The following is a 24,326-nucleotide window of genomic DNA, read 5'->3' as shown; positions in this document are numbered from 1 at the left end:
TCACCGGTCCTCTTTCCCACTCTATTGACCCCGCCACCGCATGTGCGGCGGATCGTCGTGAACGCCATCGCGCCAACGGCATAACCACAACGGTGCTACTTCGGCGTCGTCTCCGTATCGCCATTGGCCTTTGATTCCTTGAAATGTCCCAACGCACGAAGGGATAGCGAGCAAGAAATTCATGCGAGCCTTAAGAGGATGAACATGCCACCAGCACGCACTAACCCCACCGCCCTCTCCGATCGAGATTCGGAGGAACGCGCTCAATACGCACTCATTTTTGTTGATTGGGTGCGCAGTCTGATCTCTGGTGGCGCACCAGCGATCACGTCCGCGAAGCAATCTGTTGACCTCGTATTTGGTGGATGCTTCGTCGCAGCAGCCATCGGGCAGTACGCTGCCGACGGACTCATCACAACGGTAGGGGGGTTCTTCGAATCCGTTCAAGCGCGAGTCGACGAGGGCGCTTTGACAGCATCCATGTGTGATCACGACGGCGAACACGACGCACAGCAAAACACTCTGATCCGCGTCCTGATTGCGTCTGTGGCACATATCGCTATGGACCAGCCAACGGCGATCGAGTGCGAGGCAAGTTGCACTGACCCTGCCTACTCGGTCGCCCTCATCGTGAACACATCGCTGCACGATGCATCAGCCCGAACGGGCGTAACGCCCAGTTCCATTTTGGATAGCGTTCACAGCGCAGTCCAGGAGTGCCGACACTGAATCGTCCGGAGTCGGGGAGTCCTGCAGCTCGTCATTAGATTGCCGCCCATGCTGATCCCGCGCTCGACCTCGACCTCGACCACTCGGACTTTCCGCGAGTATGCATTTTCCAGCCCAACGGGGTGCCCCGGTGTGCAGGTTTCCAAGCACGAGGGGCAATGTGGCGGGTCTATCCTTGCCAGCTCATCCATCTCGTGGGGCACGCGCTCCGAATCTTCTCCAGCGGCCGGTATTTGCGGTTCGGTCGATCAAGGGCGACGACGGCCAGTCACGAGCGACTTAACTCGACCCAACGGCGGACGCGTTCGAGCATGCCTTCAGGGTCGATCGCCGTCGAGTAGACCACCATCTCGGCGTAGCCCGCTGCACTGATAGACAGACCTGAAAGCGGCTGCTCGCGTAGCCGCACGACCCGCCAGCCGGCTGCAAGCAGGTCTAGGCTCTTCTTCGTGTCCACGTCTTGCCTGTCCGCGTGCCAGTAGGAACCGTCGTATTCGATTGCTAGGCGGCTACCGTCTGCGAGAGTCACGGCGATGTCGACGGTCCACTGGCGATTCGTGGTGAAGCGCTCGTCGCGGATCGTCTCACCGCTGCGCACGTCGCTCCAGACTGCTTTTGCGGCAGCGCAATGATCGAGTTCCACTCGGGATTTCCCAGCTTCCCGACAGTCTGGACAGCCAGAACCCGCGTTCCGCGACACGAGGGTCGCCTGCCACACATGGGTGGAATTATTCGTGCATATCCATGTCGGCACGTAATCTGACTGCCCGGACGGACGCACGTGCCAGGCCGTCTCGGGGTTCTCTGGAGACCACTCCGCGGCGAGACCGGGACAAACCCATCCGAGCGAGTCCAGGATTGTCTGGCATTCGGGGCAGCGGAGTCGGTAGCGGCGATTTCGGTCGGCAGGCCTTTCGGCCCATTCGGCCCCGCAGTTCAGATCCCGCCACCAAATCAGCCGTTTCGAGTCTTCCCCGACCTTCGCCGGGTCGATGCCATCGTTTCGGGTCGGGTGCCACTGGGAGAACATCTCAGGGGCCGTGACTCTGATGGACCGGGAATCGTCGAACGCAGGGTCGGGGACCTCATCGAATTTTTGGCAGTACGGGCAACCTCCGCGACGGAGATACGTCTCTGCCCTCATCCTCGGGTGGTGGCCGTTCGCGCACGTGAATCGTCGCTGCTCCCAGTCCGCGCCGATTAAGACCGAGTGGGGGTCGGCGGGGTCGTCCCATTCAGCGAGAAGCAGCGGGAATGCGTCGACCGGAGTAACGGCGAGTCGCGCCCGTTCAGCGGCGCGCAGTTTGGCCGTGCGCTCGGCCTCAGCCGGTCCACAGGCTGGGCACTCGGGCCCCGCGACCATGTCGCGAACCCGTGACTTGAACCGGTGCTGGCAACCTGGGCACACGAAGCTGGCTTGTCGAGTCGAGCGAACGGTGACCGTGTTCCACTCAGCTTCGGGGTTTGCGTCGTGGTCCCACCAGTGTTCGACAGCGTAGTTCGAGCCTTTGACAAGATCAGCCTGCGGGTCAGCGCTGCGAGTGGTCTGCCGACTGCGTCGCGGGTTGACGCGGCACGAGCAGCCCCACGCGATGTCTGAGAGCCGCTCTGCGGAGAGACGACCGCATTGGTTGCACTGCACATAGTGCGGGTCGCTGGGGAGCGACGGGGCGGTGAGTGCACCAAGGTACGTGTAGTTGTGCGCCTCGGACGATTGTCGCGCGTCCTCGATTGAAACTGCCTCCGGCTTTGGGAGGTTGATGCGCAACATCCTGCGCGATTCCCCCGCCCAAGCGCGCCAGTAACAGGCTCGGCAGGTGGGCTCTCCGAGACGATTCTTCTCGAGCGTGTACTCCAACCGGTAGTGGGCCTTGACCCCGCACACCGTGCACTCGCATAGCCGGAAGTCCTTCGGCGCCGTAAATGGCCCGAGCGGACGCAACCCGCCCGCAGCGAGGATCGCAGTTAAGTGTTCGTCGCACCACGTTGACTTCGTCCGCGTCTTGAACTTGGCAGGACGATCGCAGTCCACCGCGGAGCATGTCTGTTCAGTCACTATCCCCCCGCCCTTACTCGATCCATTCTCGTCGCCTCGGCCGACATAGCCCGCTGTTCTGTCTCAAATGGCAGCTTCGGCTACGCCAAGGCATCGGTTAGTGGACTGAAAGTTGTCCGCATTCACCGCCCGTTCCTCCGGCTGACACCGTCGCGGGCGATGTATTCCAGTTCGAGGGTCTCCAGGTCGAGGATGGCCTGGCTGGTAGCGGATGCGGAGCCGCCTTCGTCCAGGATCACGACGCGGGTCTGGAATTCGGCGTCGCCGGTCATATACGTGACCAGTTCATCGATGTGCCGGTGGTAATGACCGCCCAGGTAGAGCCGGGGCTGCACCTGCAGGCAGCCGCGGTGAAACATGGCTCGTCCTTCGGCGGAGTACTTGAGGCCGGCTGGGGGCCACCCGTGGTCCGTTGCCGCCAGCCACGCGTCCAGGGTCGGGAGGTGCAGCGGTGCATCATGGCCGATCAGCACGTCGGCATGGCCATGCCCGAGCGCGGTCAGGTCTGCCTCCGTGATTGATTCCTCAGCCCAGACGGAGCGCCCCAAGACACGATGGCCGATGTCGACCGAGTTGGCGCCGCCGAGGGCAGCAAGGGTGGCGCCGCTGGCAAGTACGGTCCTGTAACCACGCGGGATGTGGACGATGTTCGGTCGAATCCAGCGCAGCCCGTCATCGGCGACCGGGAACTTGTAGAGGAGGTCGAAGTCCTCGTGATTGCCGTCAACGAACGCGAGGGTCTGGGCCGTCATCTTGAGTCGCCGGCTCAGCTTGTCAATATCGATACCCCAGTTGCGCCCCGGCCACAGAAACCCGAAATCGCCCAGGACCACCAGATGTTCGATCCCTCGGGCTGACATCGTTCGTGCCACGGTCAGCACGTGTTGCATGTCGCCGTGGGTGTCGCCGAGGAATCCGATGCGACTGGCGGCCGACAGTGCGCCCGGCCCGGCCGCAGTGATCACTGCGGCCTCGCCGTCTTGTCCCGCGCTCGGCGATCACCGAGCGCGAGACACCCGCATCGGGACTGCGGTTCGTGAACAGCCATGTCACCAAATTACGGTGCGGTGTTCCCTTTGGGGTGCACGCCGGGCATCCGTTGTCGACGAGTCGGTCTTTCGGGTATCCCGTTCTCAGCGGAAGTGGCGGAGTCCAGATCCAGTGTTCTGCAGGGCCATGAGCACAGCGAGCTGCGCGGCCCGGCTCTCGGACTGTGTCCCCACCTGCAACTGTCGGAGCTGCCGGCCCAGCCATCGGGCCAGCGCGAACTCCACCTTGTCTACACCGTTGAGGTACGGCAATTTCCCTGTTAGGTCGACGTGTTGGACGCAGTCATCGAAGTTTTCCTGCCAGGCGTGGTCGTGGGGATCCCACTCGAATGCCGGTGAGAGGTCGAGCCGAAGGAGCTGGTATCGGCAGAGTTTGTCTTCGAAGCGGCGCTGGTATCGGGCCCACTCGCCCCGGCGCCGTTCTTCCGCGGGGAGGGTGGCAAGGTTTCGGGTCCGTTCGCGCGGGGTTCGCCCGTTTTCACGCCAGTAGTCTTCGTAGCCATAGAGGGCAGAGACCCAGTTGGCTGGGCGTTTGGCTGCGGTCGGTCGGGAAGCGTTGCGGTGTGCACTGTTCTTGTCGGCTTCCGCGTAGCAGGCCGAGCGTGGGTCCGGATCTGGATCTTTCAGCCAGAGCGCCTCGGCTTTGGCGTACAGGTTCTCTTGGGGATTCGTGCCGTTCATCGGTAGCCCGTCGTGGCCACCGGGGTGGCGGCCTCGACGAGGTCATGCGCGGGGAAGCCCGAAGATGCGTGGTCATTCGCGGACTCACGGAACTTCGTCTATGAATCGGCGGATTGATCCGCGAATTCTTCCTACGGTTGTGGTGCGAGGCGTTCCAATATCGACGGATCCGACAATCTCAGAATTTCTTTTGAAATTCTTTTTCTGCAATTGATCAGGCATTACCTTCAGGCAGGGGGTTGGACGATGACGAATATGGCCGAATTCTTCTCAGGGCCCGAAATCCGCCGCACACATATGTTTTATGACAAACAACCGATTCACCGACAACCTCAACTCCGACACCAACAGCCTCGCCACGCTGCGGGCAACCATGACTGCTGACTCCACCACACCGGACACCACCGATTTCGGCGGCATGAGCGCATCCGAAGTCAACTCCGGTGGCCGCACAGACCATGTCTTCACTTCGCAGCAGGTGGCTCTGGCCCACTCCCGGGTTCTCCAGACCGGAATCCTTGACAAGCTGGATGCGTGGCGAAGCGAAGATGCTCACTTCACCGGTGCCAGCGCACGGCCCGCCCTCATTTCTGACCACGCCATCCTGGTTGGGCTTCTCCTGCTCGCCAGCGAACACGGTCCGCTCCAGATCAGTTCCCTAGCACTGGTTATACAGAACCGACTGACCCCCGAATCCCGCACGCTTCTGCACCTCTCCGAGCCGGCACCTGGTTTCGCAGGTCACGCTCGCGAGGAGAAGCGCTGGTTGGCCCGCACTCACCATGCCTTCCACCGCATGCTCGGCCTGATGGATCCCTTCCCTCAGGAACGGAATACTTCGTCCACCTACACGGAGGTCCAGGCCGTTCTGGATGCGCACGACGCCGACCGCGAGAAGAAGATGAAGATCCGGTTGGACGAGTTCACGGCGGCGTTCCTGCACATGACATTCATGCAGCAGCCGCAGCACATCCGTCTTGCTACCAGTCGCATCGACCTCGCCGTCGACCAGACGTTCATCGCGTCGCCCACCACCCGCGGCTTCTCAAGTAAGACCCTGGCACAGAAGGTTGCGGATGAAATTGGCACCGATCCTCTGCTCCGTCAGCCAGCACCTGTCGACGTGTTCGCCGGATGGTGGTTGGGCACGGCTCACAACGGCAGGAGCGACTCCCGCTGGGGCTGGATGGCCAATATCGCCGTGCGCGTCGACTCGGAACACCCCGGGGAATCCCAATTCCCCAAGCTGGCGATCAGTGCGACCCTCAGCATGCCCAACATCGGGGTGGCCGAAGAAGCCGTTTCGCTGATGCGTTCGGCACTCAGCACCGGCCGCGCACCCGGCATCCTTGATGCCGACAAAGCCTACTTCGCCAGCTCTCCTGTCGAACGTCTCCATGAGCCCACGTTCAACCTCGGGTTCACACGGTCGACCGATTACCGCGTCGAGCGACTCGGCGTACAAGGCGGCCAGTACGGAGCAACCTTCATCGAAGGCAAGGTCTACTGCCCCAGCATGCCCACGACACTCCAAAACGCGTCCAGGGATCACGTCAACGGCGCCATCGACGCAGAGACATATCAACGTCGCATTCAGGCACGCGTTCGCTTCGAGCTTCGTCCCAAGGGCAAGCCCGATGACCAGGGCCGGGTCCGCATGATGTGCCCCGCCGTCGGGTCCAAACCGACCGTCACCTGCCCCCTACGCGAAAGGTCCGCGAGCGACGTCAGCTCGGCCAGTCCTCGCGTCGCCGAGGACGACCTCGCGGAATATCCCGACAAGATCTGCATCCAGCATTCTGTGACCTTTGGCAAACAGGACGGTCTGCGTGAGCGTCAGGCCTTCACGTATGGGAGCCCGGAGTGGGAGGAATTTCATACTCACTCACGGAACTCCGCTGAAAGCCTGAACGCCGGCGTCAAGAGCCCCGCTCTTGAGAGCCTGGACGACGCCTCCCGCCGAAGCGTGCGCGGGTTCGCTGCTGACCAAGTCTTCGTGACGATCTTGCTCACCAACTACAACCTGCGCACAATCACCGCCTTCACACGCGCCAACATTCGCGATCAGGCTTAGAAGACGGCGGGCAGAACGACCACGAACGTTCCGCGCGAAGACCGCCGCGGGTGGGCCAACACGTTCGCCGCATCTGCCCCGGGTGAACGTGTTGTGCACGCGAGGACGGTGCTGCGCTTTGGAGTCGAATCCAAGAAGTCGCTCCTGTGGAATCTCAGGAGCGACTTCCTGTTTGGGACCGGTGACAGCCCAGGGTCTGGACTGTCAGCCCAACAGTCACCACCGGGCCTCGAACTGATTCTTGGCCGCACGCAACACTGCATCCGGTTGCTCGAGATGATCGACGGGACGGTCCTCCGCGTCAAATGCCGTCGTCGGACAGCACAGCCATAGCAACAAATTCTCTTCGGACCAGCCGTTTGCCGCCGCCAGTTCGATGAGCTGCGCCATCACCGGGATGATCTTTCCGCGGGCCCGATCGAATTGGTAACCCGGATACAGGACAGCATTCCGCCGGACGACACCGGCGATCTGATGCGCAGCGCGCCGCCGCGCCGCCAGCTTCCGGTTTGACGGCCTGGCACCCAGGAGCTCGGCGACCCGCCCGCTGGTCAGCAACCCAAACTCTGTCGCGATACTGCGCCACATGTTCTCGGTCGCCTGCAAACTGCGCGCGAGCTGCGGCGAAACCACATCGGGACTCGCCGCCATAGCCCGTCGGAGCCGCCACCCACCGGGCTCGGGAACCCCCGAGGCGTCCTGTTCCCCGGGACGCTCTGATCCGGCCATGATCCACCTCCGCGTCGCTGTTTGCCCCCGCAGCCTAATGCTGAAGCCGCTGAACAGATCCGGCGCCATGCCTTCCACCACGGGGCTGGCCGGGTTTGTCGCTGAGTCGGCTGATTGAAACCCTCAACTTTCGTAGCGTTGAACTTCATCAGGCTGAAGTGGTCCGACAGGTGGACACCCGGTCCGAGAGAAACGGGGTGCGGCATGGTTGACATGGCTGAAGGCGCTGCAGGCGACTGCGGGGCGAGTGGACCGGATTTCCTGTGGGGTATCGAAGGCGGATGCTGGCTCATCACGACGGAGGACTCGACCTATCGGATCGACCTGGACGCCATGACCATCGACAGGTTTCGGTTCCCCGATCCCTCGTCCACCCCCACGGATAATGGGCCCACTCGCCCGCTGAGGGAGATCGTGGAGTGCAGGGTTGGAAAGCTCGGCTACTGGCTCCTAAACCCCGAAGGCCCCGACATTGAGACCGTTGAGTACTACTGGCAACGTTCCAGCACCGTCGTGCGCATTGAAGCTGTGCCCGCTCAGCCGGCAGATCGCCCCGAGTGATGGCCAGCGAGCGCACGGAAGAGCTGACCGGTGCCGAGGGCGGCCGCTGGATTGTGACGACGCTGAGTTCCACGTATCGATTAGATCTGGACGCGATGACGGTCACCCGAATCCCCGGCGAAGGTGCCAGTCGAACCGTGAACGATCGGACGCGGCCGCTCCGTGAGATCGTGCGCTGCGGGGTCGGCGCACGGGGCTACTGGTTGATGAATCCCGAGGATGACGAGTCGGCCTTCGTCGAGAACTACTGGCAGCTGTCCACCACGATCCAGAGCATCGCACCCACACCCGCACCCGCGGAGTGATCGGCGAAATGGGCTAGTCGGGCCCGGAAGGAGCACAGCGTGGATACTTTGACGGATCACGCAACCGGCTGTTACGTCATAACGACGGCCTCCGCCACTCGCTACTGGCTCGACCTCGACCGACGGCTACTTCGACGTGTGACCAGTCCCGGGGTTCATTCGCCCCTTCGCCTGCGCCAGGACGGCGACGACATCGATTTACTCGAGGTTGTCCAGTGTCACATCGGTCGGCCCATGGTGTTGCTGATCAACTTGAATGTGCCGGGCGTGTGGTTGACGACCCGCGAATCCACCCCCGTTGTCCGCATTGATTCCGTGCCGAAGACGTTGATCCGGCGATGACCGACTACCAGAAGCCGCCCTACGACTACCGGCCCATCAACGCGCTGCCCTACTGGGACGTCATTGGCGAGTTCATCACCTCCGCCGTGACCGAAACCGCAGCAGCAACGGGTCGCGAGGAGCGCTCGCTCTACCCCGCTGCCGTCGCGTTCGTCTTGTGGTGTTGGCAGAGCCGCGGCACGCCACTTGAACGGAAACGCATTTTCCGCCGGGCCACCGTCGAAGAATTCATCCATCTGGCAATGACGAGATACACCAAAGGCAGCAGAGCCACTCACCGGGCAACGCTCTGGCTGATGATCGAAAACCTGAACCCCGCCGACATGAACCGCAGTCGCCGGCCGATCTCCCGGTCGACACCCACGAAACCCTATTCGACCTCAGAAGTCGCGGCGCTCTACAGCTGGGCCACATCGCAGGGAACCGAACATCGGCGGCGAGACGCCATCGCTCTGCTCGCCCTCGGCCTTGGGGCCGGCCTGGCCTCGCGCGAGCTCCTCGGTGTTCGTGTCCGGGACCTCGACACCAGAACCGGCCGCATCCAGGTGATCGTGTGGGAGGGGCGGCCCAGGGTCGTCCCACTCCGGCCCGACTGGGAACGACCCCTCCGGCGAATCCTCGATGACCTCCAGCCCGAGGATTGGCTTTTCCGCCCAGGTCGACTCAGCGCGACCTCCGGACAGGTGACGGACTTTCTCCTGCGCGCCCGCACAGACCTGGACGTTCGCCCCAGTCGTATGCGCGCCACCTGGCTGCTCGACCATCTTCTGAGCGGCACGCCACCCCAGGAACTACTGCGGATCTCAGGGCTGAAAAACCTGGCGGCCCTCGACAAACTAGCCATTTTCACCCCCAGAACGGGGGTAATCCCACCTTTTCCCGAATCACTCACTAAAAAGCTCTGATCAGGCCTTTGGCTGCGCTGCGGTGATCAAGAATGGTGCGATTCAGAGAAATCCGCTGCTGGCCCCGAAAATCCGCCGCACACACACTCTGGGTGACTACAAAAAACCGACTCAACGACAAATTCCTCGCCGACTCCCAGGCCTACGCCCACCTCCGCGCCCTGGACCCAGAACTCCCCGACCACGTGTGGCACGTCATCATCCGCTACCGGCCACAACTCTCGAATGTGCAATGGGATGCGGTGCGTGAGTTCACGATCGTGAACGCCATCCGGATGAAACCCCGCACCTTCGAGACCGTGCGGCGGCTGATGACAATGTCGGCCCGGTTCAACGCCTGGGTATGGACCTCAACGGGCACCACACTCACCGTCGAGCGCGTGTACACGCAGGACCACATCTACCGGTATCTGCAGGAACGTCTCCCCAAGCATTCCAAAGCCCACAGGTGGGGAATCGTTCGTCAACTCGGAACAATCGCCGAAACCCTGGCCGACACCGACGTCACAGGTCTCCCCTCACTCCATCGCAATCCCAGTCGCCGCCCGTTCACCAGCGCCGAGGTCGCGTCCATACACAGCTGGGCGGCAAGCCTCACCACAGCGTTGAAACGACAAAACGCCCAGGCTCTCCTCGGCCTCGCCGGCGGCGCTGGACTGCGCCCAGACGAGATCATCGACATGCGCATCGGTGACGTCGACGTGGTCGACGGCCGAGTCTTTGTGAACATCCCCGGCAGGCATGCGCGCCGGGTTCCTGTAAGGACCCCGTGGAACCGCACCCTGATGCGCAGCCTCGCCGGGCGCACAGATGCCGACGAGTACATCTTCCGCGCCTACCGATTCGAGGAGTACCGGCCCCGCGCCATCCAAACCTTCCTGACCAATCACCCCAGCCGGGTGCGCCCCACGGTGTCACGGCTTCGCTCAACCTGGGTCGTCACCCAAATCGACAATGGTCTCCCCCTGCCAATACTCATGGCCATTGCCGGTTTCAGCACGAGCACCAGCCTCCACGACCACCTCGTGCACGCCCGCCCACTCAACGTCGCTGACTACGTCGGCCTCATCATCGGCGAAGAGGTCGCCCGATGAGCGCCGGCGACATCGACCACGGGTTCAGCGGATACGAGCCTGATCTCGGCGGAATGACGCAAGCGGAAGTCATGGGCCGCGGTCGGATCCACCAGCTCATTGACGACGACACCGTGAAACTCATGGAGAGCCGGGTTCGAAAGACCGGTGTCCTCGAGAGACTGCAGGCATGGAGGGACGAAGATGCCGCTGCGTTCAGTATCGGCGGTCGCCCGTCCCTCATCTCGGAACGCGCCATTCTGACCGGGATGCTGCTGCTGGCTAAGGAGGGAACGGCGATGCACCTGACATGCGTGCGCGACCTGTTGATGTTCCGCCTCAGCGACGCCTCCCGAGAACTTCTCGGGCTGGAGGCCCCTTCAGCAGGCTTTGTCGGCCATATCGCTGAGAAGAACCGCTGGTACGCCAACACCAGCCGGGCCTTTCACCGCATCAACGATCTGATGGACCCCTTCCCTCAAGAACGCCGACACTCGAAGACGTACACCCAAATTCAGGAAATTCTCCGCGCTCACGACGCGGTACTGGCCGACAAACGCAAAGCTCGCCTGGACGAATTCACACAGCTATTCCTCGTCATGACCTTCAACGAGCAGTCACGCGACATCCGTCGCGCCTCCAAGAAGGTCGATATTTCCTTTGACCAGACGTATGTCGGCACCCCGACGACGAAGGGATACTCGCGCAAAAGCCTCGCCAATCGCGTGAAACAAGAGGCCGAAGTCGAAGAAAAGAGGACGCTCAAACCAGGACCTGTTGACGCTTTTGCCGGCTGGCACGTCACTACCGGCGAACGTACCGATGCGGGCACAGGACAAGTCGACCTCACCACTCCCGACAAGAAGGGCGGAACCGCAAATTACCGGTGGGGTTGGGAAATCAACATCGCCGTTCGTGTCGATTCAGAAGCTCCCGGAGACCACAGATTCCCCGGCCTGGCCGTCGCCGCTACCATGAGCCTTCCGAACGTCCGCGTCGCCGAGGAAGCGGTTTCCCTAATGCGGGCAACCAAAGCCCTCGGTTTGGAACCCGGAGTCGGAGATGCCGACAAACAGTACTGGGCGAACTCGACCCCGGAACGGCTTCACGACGATGCGCTCCGTGCAGGTTTCACGCCGTCGACGGACTACCGTATCGACCGCCTGGGCCACCAGGGCGGCGACCACGGCGCCCTCTTCATCGAAGGCGGCACCTATTGCCCCGCCACACCCAAGCCGCTGCAAGACGCGACCAAGGAGCTCCTGGGCAACATCATCGACACGGCAACGTACCGGGAGCGAATCAAGAGCCGCACCGCATTCCAGCTCCACGTCAAAGAGAAGCCCGATGCCAAAGGCCGCGTCGTGCTGCGCTGCCCCGCCCTGGGCCCCAGCCCGACCGTGACCTGTCCCCTACGAGAACTACTCAAGACCGTGACGGACAAGGCCCGCCCCGCAGTCGACGGAGATGACGTGCCCGACTTCGCTGACAAGATCTGTTCTCAGCACTCCGTGTCGTTCGACACTGCAAAGTTCACTCGCACGGCGCAGGCCTTCGAATACGGCACCCCGGAATGGGACAAGTTCCACACCCATGCCCGCAACTCCATCGAGTCGCTGAATCACCAGATCAAGAGCGGCGGAACTGAAGACATCGAATCCGCCAGCCGCCGCCGCGTCCGCGGCTTCGGCGCCGCCCAGATCATCGTCACCATCCTGTTGACGAACTTCAACCTCCGCAAAATCGCGGCCTTCCTCAGCGACAAAATCAAAGACGAAGCCAAGAAGCACGTCCACGGGGAACCCGCTGTCCGTACGATTCGCCGACGGGACCGCGAATTCCACAACCCCTACACCGACACCTACCCGGCCGGCGTGATGCGGCCGGACAAGGCCAAACACCCTGCATCGGATGAGACCGGCGGACCACCGCTAAGGACCTAACCGTCCGACTCAGGAACCGATACTGCCCGAGAGGGCAAACACCCAGCATTCGAGACAATCCGACGCGCGTAAAAACGCCCGAAGACAACCTGAACAGCCGAGATCCCGCACACAACTCAAGAATCGCGACCAGAAACGGACGCGAGAACCCCTTAAACCAGAAATCGCTCCTGAGAAGCCTCAGGAGCGATTTCTTTTTGTTTCGACCGGACCGTTTCGTGAAGAGTTTCGCGAACGGCCCATTGGTCGGGCTGACAGGATTTGAACCTGCGACCCCTTGACCCCCAGTCAAGTGCGCTACCAAGCTGCGCCACAGCCCGCCGCTCCTGCGCGATTTCAACGAGTGGAATCAACAGGAGACAACTCGAATAGCTTACCGCGTCCGCGGAGTGCTCGCGGACACCATCCGTCGTTTGAGCACGGGATCTGCAGACGGGTGGCCTGAACGTGCGGCGCCAGCGTCACGCGGGGGCTGCGCGGCGAATCCGCAGCCGTGGGCGTAGCGTGACCCCATGACTGCTGACGCCCAGTTCAGGATCGAATCCGTCGCATCCGTGCCGTGGGTGGACCTGGAGCGAGTGTTAGGCACCCGCGGAGACCCGGCGGGGTGCTGGTGCCAGTACTTCAAGCTGCAGGGCAAGGCATGGGCGGAGGTCACAACCGACGCGTGCGCCGGGATGCTGCGGGAACAGGTGCGGGCGAGCTCCCCCGGGCCCGGCGTGGTGGCGTATCTCGACGAAGAAGCGGTGGGATGGTGCGCTGTTGAGCCGAAGACCGCGTACCCGCGGCTTCGCCACGAAGGTGGTCGTTCAGGGCAGCAGGCACGAAGCGGACGACGCATCCGTGTGGGCGGTGACGTTCTTCGTGGTGCGGGTGGGGTATCGGCGCCGCGGGGTCGCGGCCGCACTGCTCCGCGCGGCTGTCGAGCAGGCTCGCAGCCAGGGCGCCCGGGTGATCGAGGGGTACCCGGTGGACGTCACCCGGCGGCCGGGGGCGCCGTCGGCGGAGCTGTATCACGGCACGCAGACGCTGTTCACGGCAGCCGGATTCGCGGTGGTGTCACGGCCGACGGAGGACCGCTCGGTGATGGAACTGGTGCTGCAGGGCCGAGCGGCCGCCTCGAGTCAACCGAAGACCTAGCCGGCCGGTGTCGGCGCGGGCGTCGGAGCATTCGTCGTCGCCGCGGGTGCAGGAACGACGGGTGCAGGAGCGAGCGGCGCAGGCACGACCGGCGCCGGCGGCGGGGTCGCCAGGAGGGCGGCCACCTCGGCTGCGCTGAGCGGGGTCCACGGGGAACCGTCGGGGTTCGAGAAGGCCGCCTCGGGGCTTTCGGCCTGGTTCCACCACTTGGCCTCGAAGGGCGCTCCACCCAGCAGGATCCGGTCGCCCTTCTGGTAGGTGGCGGCGCCGTCCCAGCTCGGGTAGGTGCCGGCCGGCAGGGAGGGCGCCTGGATCGGCTTCTCCCCCGGCAGCACCGGGCCGATCAACGTCCACGGCGTCTCCCACGCGTTCAGAACGGGGTTGTCGGGCAGGTCGCCGCGCGTCCACCACTTGGCCTGGTACACGTTGCGGTGCCAGACGATCTTGGTTTCGGACAGGTAGGAGGCCTCCGCGGCCCAGATCGGGTACGGGCTGGTCTCCGGGTCGTCGGTGAGGTCACCGATCTTGTCGGTCTCGTCTGTGGTCGTGGTCGACGCGGATGCCTCCGGCCGCCCCGTGAACCCCTTGGCGAGCAGATCGGCGAAGCGGGTCTCGCCCTGGCTGACGCCGCTGCAGGAGTCGGACACCCGTTTGAGGTCGGCGTAGTTCGAGCCGCAGGTCTGGTCGCGGTTCAGCGACCACATCGACATGCGCCCGATTTTGTTCTCCTGCGCGAACCTGCTCAGCCTGGTGGCGTCCTTGAGGCTGAAGACCTCGCTCGGCACGTCGTTCTGGCCGATCATCGGGGTGGCGCCGATCTTCGACCACAGGGTGGCGTCGGTGAGGTCGGTGCCGGCTCGCGCGTACAGGGCGCCTAGCTGCCGGTGGCCGGCCTTGAGGGCGGCGATCGACGCGGTGGCCATGCTGTCGCCCTCGGCGCGGCTCGAGCCGTAGTCCATCGTCATCAGGTTGACGCCGGCCAGGTCCACCCCGGCGTTCAGCATCTGGCTGACGGCATCCGTGCCCTGCTCCGTCATTCCGGCGGGCGCGACCGGCAGGGTGAGCCAGACGGCGAGGTCCTTGCCGTCTTTGCGGCGCTGCTCCTGCAGGGTCTTGATCGCGGTGGCGCGGCGGAGGCCGGCGGCGGTGTCGCTGAGGTTCTCGGCCTCGATGTCGAGGTCGATGGTGGTCACCTGGTAGCGGTCGACCACGGCCGCGTAGGCGTCGACCAGGTTGCCCGGGTCGGTGCACACGGTCGAGAGTTCGTCGTTGCGCAGCCCGCCGAACGAGACCACGACCTGGCCGCCGAGCTTCTCGGTGCGGGCCAGCCGGCGGTCGAGGTCGAGGGATTCCGAGGCCTCGTCGAGGGTGAACGCGGTGCCCCAGGTCGGCACGCAGGGCGCGTCGGTGGCCGCCACGATGAAGGACAGCACCACGTCACGGCCGGCATTCGACGCCGAGGTCTCGAAGTTGAAGGTGGGCGTGGCCGTGACATCCGTGTAGCCGGCGAACCAGGGCGTGTACGCCTCGGATGCCCGGGCGGCGGTCCACATCTGCACGCCGAGGTAGCCGCCCACGCTGAGCACGCCCACCAGCAGCATCGAGAGCAGGACCCGCACCGGGGACAGCCGGCGCGAGGCCCGGGGCGGGTCGGCCTGCACCGCGTCGGCCTGCACCGGCACCGCCTCACTCATGAGGCGACCCGCACGTTCTGCAGGGAATGCCGGTGCACGGATGCCCCGTCCACGCCCGCAGGCACCGCACCCGGCGCGTAGCCGTGATAGATCACCGCGCGCCAGTCCAGCGCCGGTTCCGGCTGCCCGCCGGCGGTACCCGGCGAGGCGGCGCGGGGCTTACGTTCCACGTAGAGCCAGCGGGTGCAGCCGAGCCAGACGTCGACGACGGAGTTCCAGAGACCGATGGTCGCGAGGATCGCCGCACCGGCCAGCAGCAGGTTGAACGCCGCGAAGGCCGCGTTGCCCCAGTTCTGGGCGAGCACGTCACGCCACAGGGTCAGGCCGGAGAACGCGACGATCAGGTAGGGCGTCAGCACGAACAGGAGCGGCGCGGCGGTGCGGTTCTTCACCTTGGGCGTGCGGGCGAAGGGGATCTTCTTGCTCGTGATCGCCTGCTCGAGGGACTTCAGCACCCCGGCCAGGTTCACCGGCAGCAGCACCAGGTTGAAGCCATAGATGCGGAAGATGTCGCTGGCCTTCTAGCCGCAGTAGCGCAGGTCGCTGCCCATGGCGAGAAAATATGGCAGGGCGGCGAACACCACGACGGGGCTGAGCAGCCGGCTGTCGTAGGGGTAGGCCAGCAGGAACACCAGGCCGAAGCTGGCCCAGGCGATCGAGGTCATGTAGTTCACCCGCAGGAACAGCTCGGTCAGGCTGACCGGGTGACCCTGGCGGCGGCGCTCGCGCAGCTGTTGCCAGAGCTTCGGCAGGATCAGCAGCCCGCCGTTAGCCCAGCGCCGCCTCTGCACGATCAGCGAACCGAAGTCGGGCGGGGTGGCGCTGTAGCTGAGGCGTTCGGGGTAGTTCACCAGGGTCCAGCCGTGGGTGCCGAGGTCGATGCTCGACTCGGTGTCCTCGATCACGGTGCGGTCCTGCACGTAACGGCGCACCTCGAAACCGCCGACGGTCTCCACCTCGACGATGTCCTCGAGGGCGCGCTTGCGGATGACGGCGTTCGCCCCCACCCAGAACGTGGCGCCGTAGTGGGACATGCCCTGGTGCAGGATGTGCTGGATGTCGGTGGTCGCCCCTGCGAGCCGCTCGATGCGGGTGGGCGCCCCGCGGAACGACGAGTACGGGGTCTGGGTCACGGCCACGCGGGCGTTGTCGGGCTGCTCGAGGAAGTAGACCAGGCGCAGGCAGTAATCGCGCAGCAGCAGCGAGTCGGCGTCGAGGGTGAGCAGGTAGTCGGAGTCCGACACGACGAAGTCGGCGTCGGCCCGGTCGGCGACGGGACGGAGGATGGTGCCGTCCGGCCCCTCCTCGCGGCGGAAGAAACCGCCCATCAGCCCAATGTAGGCGTTGAGGTTCATGGCCTTGTTCGCCTCGTGCTACAGCGAGGCGTAGAGCTTGCGCTCGAAGGTATCGAGCTCGGCGGAGAAGGTCCAGACCAGGCGGCGGTGGAGTTCCAGCATCCGTTCTTTCGTGGGCGCCGTGTTCTCGTCGGCGGCCGCGTTCAGGGCTGTCGCGGTGAGGGCCAGCTCGGCGGACAGGCCGCCGAGCACCTGCTCGACGAAGAAGGTGTCGACGTGGTCGGTGACCTTCTCGGCGGCCTTCATGCGGTCGAGCCAGCCGGCCGCCCAGGAATAGTGGCCGGCCAGCTCCCGCACGGCCTCCACGGACACCGCGGGGTCAGCGGCCAGCTCGAGCTCGCAGATCAGCAGCTCGTCGCTGAATCGCACCCTCGGTTCGGCCAGCGCGGCCTCGATCTGCTGGGCGATTCCCCGCGAGTAGGCGAGGCGCTCGGCCACGACGGCGTCGGTCGGATGCGGCGGGTCGCCCAGGAGCAGCACGACGCGCAGGGCGGGGTACTCCTGCAGCGCCGCCGACCAGAGTGTGGCCCGCACGACGGCGGGTTCCTCGCTGTAGGACGGCACGAGCACGGTCATCGACCGCTGCTGGGCGCCGAAGTGGCTGTCCAGCTCGGCGCGGGGAACCCGCACGTGGTCGCGGAAACGCTGCAGGGCGCCCTGGCGGGCGACCAGGTACATCAGCGCGGAGAAGGTCAGGAATGTGACCACGACGAGATAGGAGATCGCCTCGGTGGTGAAGCGGAAGCTCTGGGTGCCGTTGTTGAGAAACTCGCGCATGATCGTGTACACGAGGTAGGTCAGCCAGGCCAGCACGGTGACCAGGATGGCGAGGCGCCCCCAGGTGATCTTCGAATCACTGGGGCGGTCGTGCACGATCGGGAGCGGTGTGGTGCTGCGTTCGGAACCGAATTGCCGTTTGCGGGCAGGCGAAGCTAGGGACTTCGTAAGCATGGAGAAGCATCCTCGAGGGGCAGGATTGGAACGATTCGTGCGAGTGGAGGGTCTGGCGAACCTGTGGGGCTGTGGGCACAGACGTGCCACGAGAGATCGGGCACCTCGGATTTCGGGTCCGGTGCCGTGGGGCGTTAGTGCGGGGGGAATGTCAGATGGGTCGTGAATCGAGCTGTGAAAAAACTCGATACGAAAAATGTCGGTGCAGGGCCCGGCAACGTAAAAGACCCCGAACGGGGGTGCCGTTCGGGGTCTTTCAGGTTCGCTGCTGAGGGCTGCGGCTTAGCGCTTGCGCTTCTCGCGCACGCGCATGCTGAGGTTGATCGGGCTTCCCTCGAAGCCGTAGACCTCGCGCAGGCGACGCTGGATGTAGCGACGGTAGCCCGGGTCGAGGAACCCGGTGGTGAAGATGACGAAGGTCGGCGGGCGACTGGAGGCCTGGGTGCCGAACAGGATGCGCGGCTGCTTGCCGCTGCGCACGGGGTGCGGGTGCGACGCGGCGAGCTCGGCCAGGAACGCGTTGAACTTGCCGGTGGCGACGCGGGTGTCCCACGACTCCAGCGCCAGTTCTAGTGCGGGGACGAGCTTCTCCATGTGGCGGCCGGTCTTGGCCGAGATGTTCACGCGCGGGGCCCAGGCGACGTGCGCCAGGTCCTGCTCGATCTCACGCTCGAGGTAGCGGCGACGGTCGTCGTCGATCTGGTCCCACTTGTTGAAGGCGAGCACCAGGGCGCGGCCGGATTCGAGCACCAGGTCGATCACGCGCACGTCCTGCTCGCTGATCACCTCGGTCACGTCGATCAAAACCACGGCGACCTCGGCCTTTTCGAGGGCGGCGCTGGTGCGCAGCGAGGCGTAGAAGTCGGCGCCCTGCGAGAGGTGCACGCGGCGACGGATGCCGGCGGTGTCGACGAAGCGCCACACCTTGCCGCCGAGCTCGACCTGCTCGTCGACCGGGTCGCGGGTGGTGCCGGCGAGCTCGTTGACGACAACGCGCTCCTCGCCGACGACCTTGTTCAGGAGGCTCGACTTGCCCACGTTCGGGCGGCCGAGGATGGCGACGCGGCGCGGTCCGCCGACTTCCTGCTTGGCGACGGCGGAGATCTCGGGGAGTTTCTCGAGGATCGCGTCGAGCAGGTCGGCGACGCCGCGGCCGTGCAGGGCAGAGACTGGCCAGGGCTGGCCGAGGCCGAGCGCCCAGAGGCTGGCGGCTTCGGGTTCCTGACGGATGTCGTCGACCTTGTTGGCGACGAGGAAGACGGGCTTGCCGGCCTTGCGCAGCAGGCGCACGACGGCCTCGTCGGTGGAGGTCGGCCCCACGTTGGCGTCGACGACGAACATGACGACGTCGCAGAGTTCGATGGCCAGTTCGGCCTGAGCGGCGACGGAAGCGTCGATGCCCTTGGCGTCGGGCTCCCAGCCGCCGGTGTCGACGAGACTGAAGCGGCGTTCGTGCCATTCGCCCTTGTAGGTGACCCGGTCACGGGTCACGCCGGGGGTGTCCTCCACGACGGCCTCGCGGCGGCCGAGAATGCGGTTCACCAGGGCGGACTTGCCCACGTTCGGGCGGCCGACGATGGCGATGACCGGCAGGGCCGGCAGGTACTGGATGGCGTCGGGGTCTTCGGTCACCGTGTCGAGGACGTCGAAGTCCTCTTCGTCGAGCTCGTACTCGTTGAGTCCGGTGCGGAGTGCGGCAGCGCGTTGCGTCACCAGGTCTTCATCGAGGTCGTCCAGGCGTGTTACCAGCTCGGTGTCGATGGCTGGGATCATGTCGTCGAAGTCGTTGTTGTTGGTCATGCGATGGCCTCGCGGTAGGTATTGATGACGTCGAGGACCGCGTCAATGGTCGCTTCTAAGTCGAGATGAGTGGAATCGACGGTGGTCACACCGTCTGCGGCGCTCATGAATTCGACTACCTGTGAGTCAGCGCGATCCCTCGATCGCATCTGTTCCGCCACGGTTTCAGCCGATTGGGTCGATATTTCCGCAGAGCGCCTAGCCATTCTAGCCTCCTCGGAGGCGGTGAGCAGTATGCGGATCTCGGCGGTGGGGGCCACCACGGTCGTGATGTCCCGGCCTTCGATCACGATTCCGGTGCGCTTCGAGCTCGCGGCGATCGTGCGGAACAGCTGCGTGAGGTGCGCGCGCACCTCCGGGATGCGGGCCACGGAGCTCACGATCGCGGAGACGGCGGGGTCGCGGATCGCGTCGGTGACATCCGTTTCACCGATCCGGACGAAGTGCTCGTCGGGGGCGATTCCGATGGAGTAGTCGAAGTCGGCCAGGGCGGCCACGACGGCGTCGGTGTTCTCCGCGTCGATCCCCCGGTCGTTCACGAACCAGGCGAACGCCCGGTAGGCGGCGCCCGTGTCGAGGTAGTCGAAGCCGATGCGCAGGGCCGCGGCGCGGCTGACGCTGGACTTGCCGCTGCCGGCCGGTCCGTCGATGGCGACGATGTGGGGGCTTGAGTGACGACCCATATTAACCAGCAATCCGCCAGCCGCGGGCGGCCAGCTCTTCAGTGAGGCGGGAAACGGCCTCGGGGAGTACGGAGATTTCGGCCAGGCCGATCTGGGCGCCCGGCGAATGCTCCAGGCGCAGGTCTTCCATGTTCACGTTCAGCTCGCCGATCTCGTTCAGCAGCCGGGCGATCTGGCCGGGCCGGTCGTCGATCATCACGATGAAGGAGGCGTAGCGGCGGTCCTGGCCGTGCTTGCCCGGCAGCCGGGAGACGCCGGCGTTGCCGCCGGCGAGTTCCTCGGCCACCTTGCGCCGGGCGCCGGGGGCGGCCGGGTCGGCGAGGGCGTCGATGAACCGGTCGAGGTCTTCGCGGTAGGCGACCAGGATGTCGCGCACCGGGGCGGCGTTCGCGCCCAGGATCTGCACCCACAGTTCCGGGTCGCTCGCCGCGACCCGGGTCACGTCGCGCAGGCCCTGCCCGGCGAGGTTCAAGGCGGAGCCGGGGGCATCCGTTAAACGGCGCGCCATGATCGTGGAGACGACCTGGGGCACGTGGGAGATGAGTGCGACGCCGCGGTCGTGCTCTTCGGGCGTCATCTCGACCAGGGTCGCGCCCAAGTCGAGGATGAGGTCGTCGATCGCGGTGGCCTGCTGGTAGCTGATCGCGTCGTGTGCGGCGACCACCCACGGGCGCCCGACGAACAGGTCGGCGCGACCGGCGAGGGGTCCCCCGCGTTCGCGGCCGGCCAGGGGGTGGCCGCCGATGTAGCGGGACACGTCGGCTCCGCGTTCGCGGAGCTCCTGCAGCGGGGCCAGCTTGACGCTCGCGACATCCGTCACGATCGCCTGCGGGTAGGCGGCGAGTTCGCGCGCGACGATCTCGGCGGTCACGTCGGGCGGCACGCAGACCACGATCAGCTGCGGGGCGTCACCGGGCAGGGCGGCGCGGCCGGCGCCGTAGTCGACGGCGATGCTCAGGTTGGTCGGCGAGGCGTCGTCGAGGATGACGTCGATTCCGCGCGCGCTGAGGCCCAGGCCGACGCTGGTGCCGAGCAGCCCGGCGCCCACGACGCGCACGGGCCCGATCAGGCGGGATTCAACCACGTGGGGACTCCTGACGGCCGGCCTAGTTCTTCGTTTCGGCCCGCGACACGGTGAGCAGCTGACCGAGTTCAACCTTAGTCAAATCGCGCGCATCGCCGACCCGGAGGGTGCCGAGGTGCAGCGGTCCGAACTGGCGGCGCACCAGGTCGACGACGGGGTGGCCGACGGCCTCCATCATGCGGCGCACGATCCGGTTGCGGCCGGAGTGCAGGGTGAGCTCGACCAGGCTGAAGCCGTCGCCGGGAGGACTGGTCAGGATGCGGGCCTTGTCGGCGGCGATGGGGCCGTCGTCGAGTTCGATGCCGTTCTGCAGCAGCTGGATGGTCTGCGGCGACACGCGGCCCTCGACCTTGGCGATGTAGGTCTTCAAGACCCCGAACGACGGATGCGCGAGCACGTGTGCGAGGTCGCCGTCGTTGGTCAGGATCAGCAGGCCGCTCGTCATCGCGTCGAGGCGGCCCACGTTGAACAGGCGTTCCTCGAACTGGTCGGTGAACTCGCGCAGGTCGGGGCGGCCGCTCTCATCCTGCATCGAGGAGACGACGCCGACGGGCTTGTTCAGCATCACGTAGCGGCGGCTGGTGTCCAGCTGCACGGCGATGTTGTCGACCATGATCTGGTCGGAGTCGGGGTGGATGCGGCGGCCCAGCTCGGTGACGACCTTGCCGTTCACGCGCACGCGGCCGGCGGCGATCATGTCTTCGGACACGCGGCGGGAGGCCACGCCGGCGGAGGCCATGACCTTCTGCAGGCGCACGCCGTCGGCGGCGGCCTCCGGGTTGGTCGGCGTGCCCTGGGGCGGAGTCCCCGGTGTCTCCTGGTAGTCATTCGTCATGGCAGATCCTCAAATCCGTTGGCACCGTCATTGAGCAACGGCGATATATAGGGCAACTCGTCGAGCGAGTTGATTCCGAGCTGGGTGAGCAACAAGTCTGTGGTGCCGTAGTTGATCGCACCGGTCTCACTATCGGTGAAGGCTTCGGTGATCAGACCGCGGCCCAGCAGAGTGCGCACGACCGAGTCCACATTAACGGCACGAATCGAGGCTACAGCCCCGCGGCTGATCGGTTGCTTGTAAGCGATCACCGCGAGGGTCTCCAGTGCGGCCTGCGAGAGCCGGCTGGGGTTCTGGGTGACCACGAAGTCGGCCACGGCCAGGTCGTGCTCGGCGCGCACGTAGATGCGCCAGCCGCCGGCCACCTCGCGCAGTTCGAAGCCACGGCGCACGGTGCCGGCGAGGCCGTCGAAGTCGGCCACGAGCCGGTCCACGGCCGCGCGCACCCGGGGCAGCGGGGCGTCGACCGCCGCTGCGAGGTGCAGCAGGCTCTGGGGCTCGTCGGCGACCATCAGGATCGCCTCGAGGGTGCGTTCGAGGGCCGGCTCGGCGGCATCCGTGGGCTGCGTGTTCTGCTCGGCCCGGGCTGGCTGGACGGCGTGAGCGTTACTGGTCATAGTCGGCTCCGAGGTTGGCGAGGGTGTCTTCACTCCAGGATTCGGCGCTCCAGTGCAGGCTGAGGTCGCCGAGCGGTTCGAGCTGGTCGAACGAGATCGCGCCGAGCCGGTAGAGCTCGAGCACGGCCAGGAAACGGGCGATCACCATGCCTTTTTGCGGGGTGTCGACGATCAGCTCGCGGAAGGTGAGGGTCTCCCCCGGGCGCAGCATCATTACGATCCAGGCCGCCTGTTCACGGATGCTGACCAGCGGCGCGTGCAGGTGGTCGAGCCCCACGGTGGGCAGCTCCCGCGGGGTGAGGGCCAGCGCGGCGAGGGCGCCGAAGTCGGCGAGGGAGAGGGTCCAGACCAGCTCGGGGGTCTGTTGCCGGAACTTCTCCTCGAGCCGCACCGCGCGCACGTGCCGGGTGGATTCGGTGTCGAGGTGCTCCTGGAACCAGAGCGAGGCGGTCTTGAACGCGCGGTACTGCAGCAGCCGGGCGAACAAAAGGTCGCGGGCCTCGAGCAGGGCGGCGTCTTCCGCGTCGACGAGCTCACCCTGGGGCAGCAGGCCGGCCACCTTCAGATCGAGCAGGGTCGCCGCGACGACCAGGAATTCGGTGGCCTGGTCGAGTTCCTCGGTCTGGTCGAGGCCGCGCAGATAGGCGATGAATTCATCCGTCACCCGGCTGAGCGAGATCTCGGTGATGTCGAGTTCGTGCTTGCCGATCAGGGTCAGGAGCAGGTCGAACGGGCCCTCGAAGTTGCCGAGGGCAACCGAAAATGTCTTCGGAGCGGCCGCGTCAGGCGACGGCGCCACGCTGGATCAGTTCCCGCGCCGCCTGCTTGTAAGCCTTGGCGGCCGCGTGCTCTGGCGCGAATTCGGTGATCGGCACCCCGGCGACGCTGGCATCGGGGAACTTGACCGTGCGGCCGATGACGGTCTCGAGCACGCTCTCGCCGAAGGCGTCGACGACGCGCTCGAGCACCTCGCGGGAGTGCAGCGTGCGGGAGTCGAACATGGTCGCGAGGATGCCGTCGAGCTCGATGGCGGGGTTGAGGCGGTCGCGCACCTTGTCGATGGTCTCGATCAGGAGGGCCACACCGCGGAGGGCGAAGAACTCGCACTCGAGCGGGATGAGCACGCCGTGGCTGGCGGTGAGGGCGTTCACGGTGAGGATGCCGAGCGAGGGCTGGCAGTCGATCAGGATCACGTCGTAGTCGGCGGAGATCTTGCGCAGCACCCGGGCGAGGATCTGCTCGCGGGCGACCTCGTTGACCAGGTGCACCTCCGCGGCGGACAGGTCGATGTTCGCCGGGATGATGTCGAGGTTGTGCACGGACGTCTTCTGGATGGCGTCGTGCGGGTTGACCGATCCGCTCAGGAGCAGGTCGTAGATGGTGGTGACGTCGTGGGTGGGCACGCCGAGACCGGCGGACAGTGCGCCCTGCGGGTCGAAGTCGATGGCCAGCACGCGGCGGCCGTAGCCGGCCAGCGCGGCACCCAGGTTGATGGTGGTCGTCGTCTTGCCGACGCCGCCCTTCTGGTTGCACAGGGAGATGATCCGGGCCGGGCCGTGACTGACCAGTGTCACCGGCTCGTCGAAGTCGCGCTTCGGGCGCCCAGTCGCACCGACTGGTACCTCGTCCAGACCGGGGAGTCGTACCCGGTCATCTTGCTTGCGCGCCACTGAGATGTCCCCGATCCGTCCTGCACCAATCACTGTGTTCGAGTGTACCG

Annotated in this window: 24 protein-coding genes, 1 tRNA gene and 1 pseudogene; 9 read left to right on the top strand and 17 right to left on the bottom strand. The window is 65.3% G+C overall.

Features of this window, described 5'->3' with window-relative positions; genetic code table 11:
* The first annotated feature begins 198 nt into the window (after positions 1–198).
* Positions 199–729: a hypothetical protein gene (locus tag E3T42_RS00835; RefSeq protein WP_134402294.1), complete on the top strand. Its 531-nt coding sequence runs from the start codon at positions 199–201 to the stop codon at positions 727–729.
* Between the two features lie 268 nt (positions 730–997).
* On the opposite strand, the gene E3T42_RS17095 is transcribed toward E3T42_RS00835, so the two are convergent.
* The 4 genes and pseudogenes from E3T42_RS17095 to E3T42_RS00820 form a co-directional block, all read right to left on the bottom strand.
* Complete coding sequence (locus E3T42_RS17095) at positions 998–1,372, bottom strand: DUF559 domain-containing protein (protein ID WP_241975740.1); 375 nt, start codon at positions 1,370–1,372, stop codon at positions 998–1,000.
* A gap of 33 nt (positions 1,373–1,405) precedes the next feature.
* A pseudogene (locus E3T42_RS17520) lies at positions 1,406–2,500 on the bottom strand (zinc-ribbon domain-containing protein); the annotation flags it as partial.
* A 407-nt stretch (positions 2,501–2,907) separates the two neighbouring features.
* Entirely contained in the window at positions 2,908–3,750 is an 843-nt protein-coding gene (locus E3T42_RS00825; protein WP_134402292.1) for a metallophosphoesterase, read from the bottom strand.
* A gap of 168 nt (positions 3,751–3,918) precedes the next feature.
* Positions 3,919–4,515: a hypothetical protein gene (locus E3T42_RS00820; protein ID WP_134402291.1), complete on the bottom strand. Its 597-nt coding sequence runs from the start codon at positions 4,513–4,515 to the stop codon at positions 3,919–3,921.
* A gap of 304 nt (positions 4,516–4,819) precedes the next feature.
* On the opposite strand from E3T42_RS00820, the gene E3T42_RS00815 reads away from it, so the two are divergent.
* A complete protein-coding gene (locus tag E3T42_RS00815; protein WP_134402290.1) occupies positions 4,820–6,589 on the top strand; it encodes a hypothetical protein in 1,770 nt (589 codons plus the stop codon).
* A gap of 216 nt (positions 6,590–6,805) precedes the next feature.
* Here the strand turns inward: E3T42_RS00815 and E3T42_RS00810 are convergent, their stop codons facing one another.
* The gene (locus E3T42_RS00810; protein WP_166805286.1) at positions 6,806–7,240 is read right to left on the bottom strand and encodes a hypothetical protein; all 435 of its coding nucleotides are present in this window, start codon (positions 7,238–7,240) and stop codon (positions 6,806–6,808) included.
* A gap of 282 nt (positions 7,241–7,522) precedes the next feature.
* On the opposite strand from E3T42_RS00810, the gene E3T42_RS00805 reads away from it, so the two are divergent.
* From E3T42_RS00805 to E3T42_RS00780, 6 genes are all read left to right on the top strand, one after another.
* Entirely contained in the window at positions 7,523–7,879 is a 357-nt protein-coding gene (locus E3T42_RS00805; protein WP_134402288.1) for a hypothetical protein, read from the top strand.
* Positions 7,879–8,184, top strand: a complete 306-nt coding sequence (locus E3T42_RS00800; RefSeq protein WP_134402287.1) for a hypothetical protein — start codon at positions 7,879–7,881, stop codon at positions 8,182–8,184. The genes E3T42_RS00805 and E3T42_RS00800 overlap by 1 nt, the downstream gene beginning before the upstream one ends.
* Before the next feature lie 39 nt (positions 8,185–8,223).
* A complete protein-coding gene (locus E3T42_RS00795; protein ID WP_134402286.1) occupies positions 8,224–8,526 on the top strand; it encodes a hypothetical protein in 303 nt (100 codons plus the stop codon).
* Complete coding sequence (locus tag E3T42_RS00790) at positions 8,523–9,431, top strand: site-specific integrase (RefSeq protein WP_134402285.1); 909 nt, start codon at positions 8,523–8,525, stop codon at positions 9,429–9,431. Before E3T42_RS00795 ends, E3T42_RS00790 begins: the two co-directional genes overlap by 4 nt.
* Positions 9,432–9,523: 92 nt before the next feature.
* On the top strand, positions 9,524–10,525 hold the full coding sequence (locus E3T42_RS00785; RefSeq protein ID WP_166805285.1) for a tyrosine-type recombinase/integrase: 1,002 nt from the start codon (positions 9,524–9,526) through the stop codon (positions 10,523–10,525).
* Positions 10,522–12,447, top strand: coding sequence for a hypothetical protein (locus E3T42_RS00780; protein WP_134402283.1), 1,926 nt, complete (start codon positions 10,522–10,524; stop codon positions 12,445–12,447). Before E3T42_RS00785 ends, E3T42_RS00780 begins: the two co-directional genes overlap by 4 nt.
* 243 nt (positions 12,448–12,690) lie before the next feature.
* On the opposite strand, the gene E3T42_RS00775 is transcribed toward E3T42_RS00780, so the two are convergent.
* Positions 12,691–12,767: transfer RNA gene (locus E3T42_RS00775), tRNA-Pro, on the bottom strand.
* Positions 12,768–13,209: 442 nt separating this feature from the next.
* On the opposite strand from E3T42_RS00775, the gene E3T42_RS16945 reads away from it, so the two are divergent.
* Entirely contained in the window at positions 13,210–13,587 is a 378-nt protein-coding gene (locus E3T42_RS16945) for a GNAT family N-acetyltransferase (protein WP_198415926.1), read from the top strand.
* Here E3T42_RS16945 and E3T42_RS00765 read toward each other — a convergent pair.
* The 11 genes from E3T42_RS00765 to E3T42_RS00725 all read right to left on the bottom strand — a co-directional run bounded on the left by E3T42_RS00765 (position 13,584) and on the right by E3T42_RS00725 (position 24,309).
* On the bottom strand, positions 13,584–15,281 hold the full coding sequence (locus tag E3T42_RS00765; protein ID WP_134402282.1) for a chitinase: 1,698 nt from the start codon (positions 15,279–15,281) through the stop codon (positions 13,584–13,586). The two genes, E3T42_RS16945 and E3T42_RS00765, sit on opposite strands and share 4 nt — an antisense overlap.
* Positions 15,278–15,763, bottom strand: a complete 486-nt coding sequence (locus E3T42_RS17515) for a hypothetical protein (protein ID WP_370261373.1) — start codon at positions 15,761–15,763, stop codon at positions 15,278–15,280. The genes E3T42_RS00765 and E3T42_RS17515 overlap by 4 nt, the downstream gene beginning before the upstream one ends.
* A 39-nt stretch (positions 15,764–15,802) precedes the next feature.
* On the bottom strand, positions 15,803–16,636 hold the full coding sequence (locus E3T42_RS17510; RefSeq protein WP_370261371.1) for a glycosyltransferase family 2 protein: 834 nt from the start codon (positions 16,634–16,636) through the stop codon (positions 15,803–15,805).
* Between the two features lie 18 nt (positions 16,637–16,654).
* A complete protein-coding gene (locus E3T42_RS17505) occupies positions 16,655–17,587 on the bottom strand; it encodes a hypothetical protein (protein WP_370261369.1) in 933 nt (310 codons plus the stop codon).
* A gap of 282 nt (positions 17,588–17,869) precedes the next feature.
* Positions 17,870–19,360 carry a ribosome biogenesis GTPase Der gene (gene der, locus E3T42_RS00755; protein ID WP_370261434.1) on the bottom strand — a complete coding sequence of 497 codons (1,491 nt, stop codon included), beginning with the start codon at positions 19,358–19,360 and terminating at the stop codon, positions 17,870–17,872.
* Between the two features lie 23 nt (positions 19,361–19,383).
* The gene (gene cmk / locus E3T42_RS00750) at positions 19,384–20,070 is read right to left on the bottom strand and encodes a (d)CMP kinase (RefSeq protein ID WP_134402281.1); all 687 of its coding nucleotides are present in this window, start codon (positions 20,068–20,070) and stop codon (positions 19,384–19,386) included.
* Between the two features lies 1 nt (position 20,071).
* On the bottom strand, positions 20,072–21,154 hold the full coding sequence (locus tag E3T42_RS00745) for a prephenate dehydrogenase (RefSeq protein ID WP_241975739.1): 1,083 nt from the start codon (positions 21,152–21,154) through the stop codon (positions 20,072–20,074).
* A gap of 22 nt (positions 21,155–21,176) precedes the next feature.
* On the bottom strand, positions 21,177–21,989 hold the full coding sequence (locus E3T42_RS00740) for a pseudouridine synthase (protein WP_134365045.1): 813 nt from the start codon (positions 21,987–21,989) through the stop codon (positions 21,177–21,179).
* Positions 21,986–22,606, bottom strand: a complete 621-nt coding sequence (locus tag E3T42_RS00735; RefSeq protein WP_134365044.1) for an SMC-Scp complex subunit ScpB — start codon at positions 22,604–22,606, stop codon at positions 21,986–21,988. Before E3T42_RS00735 ends, E3T42_RS00740 begins: the two co-directional genes overlap by 4 nt.
* Positions 22,596–23,405, bottom strand: coding sequence for a ScpA family protein (locus E3T42_RS00730; RefSeq protein ID WP_134365043.1), 810 nt, complete (start codon positions 23,403–23,405; stop codon positions 22,596–22,598). The genes E3T42_RS00735 and E3T42_RS00730 overlap by 11 nt, the downstream gene beginning before the upstream one ends.
* Positions 23,389–24,309, bottom strand: coding sequence for a ParA family protein (locus E3T42_RS00725; protein WP_241975738.1), 921 nt, complete (start codon positions 24,307–24,309; stop codon positions 23,389–23,391). The genes E3T42_RS00730 and E3T42_RS00725 overlap by 17 nt, the downstream gene beginning before the upstream one ends.
* Positions 24,310–24,326 lie beyond the last annotated feature (17 nt).

Source organism: Cryobacterium sp. TMT4-10, assembly GCF_004403275.1.
Lineage (GTDB): Bacteria > Actinomycetota > Actinomycetes > Actinomycetales > Microbacteriaceae > Cryobacterium > Cryobacterium shii.
This window is presented reverse-complemented; position numbering and strand designations above follow the sequence as displayed.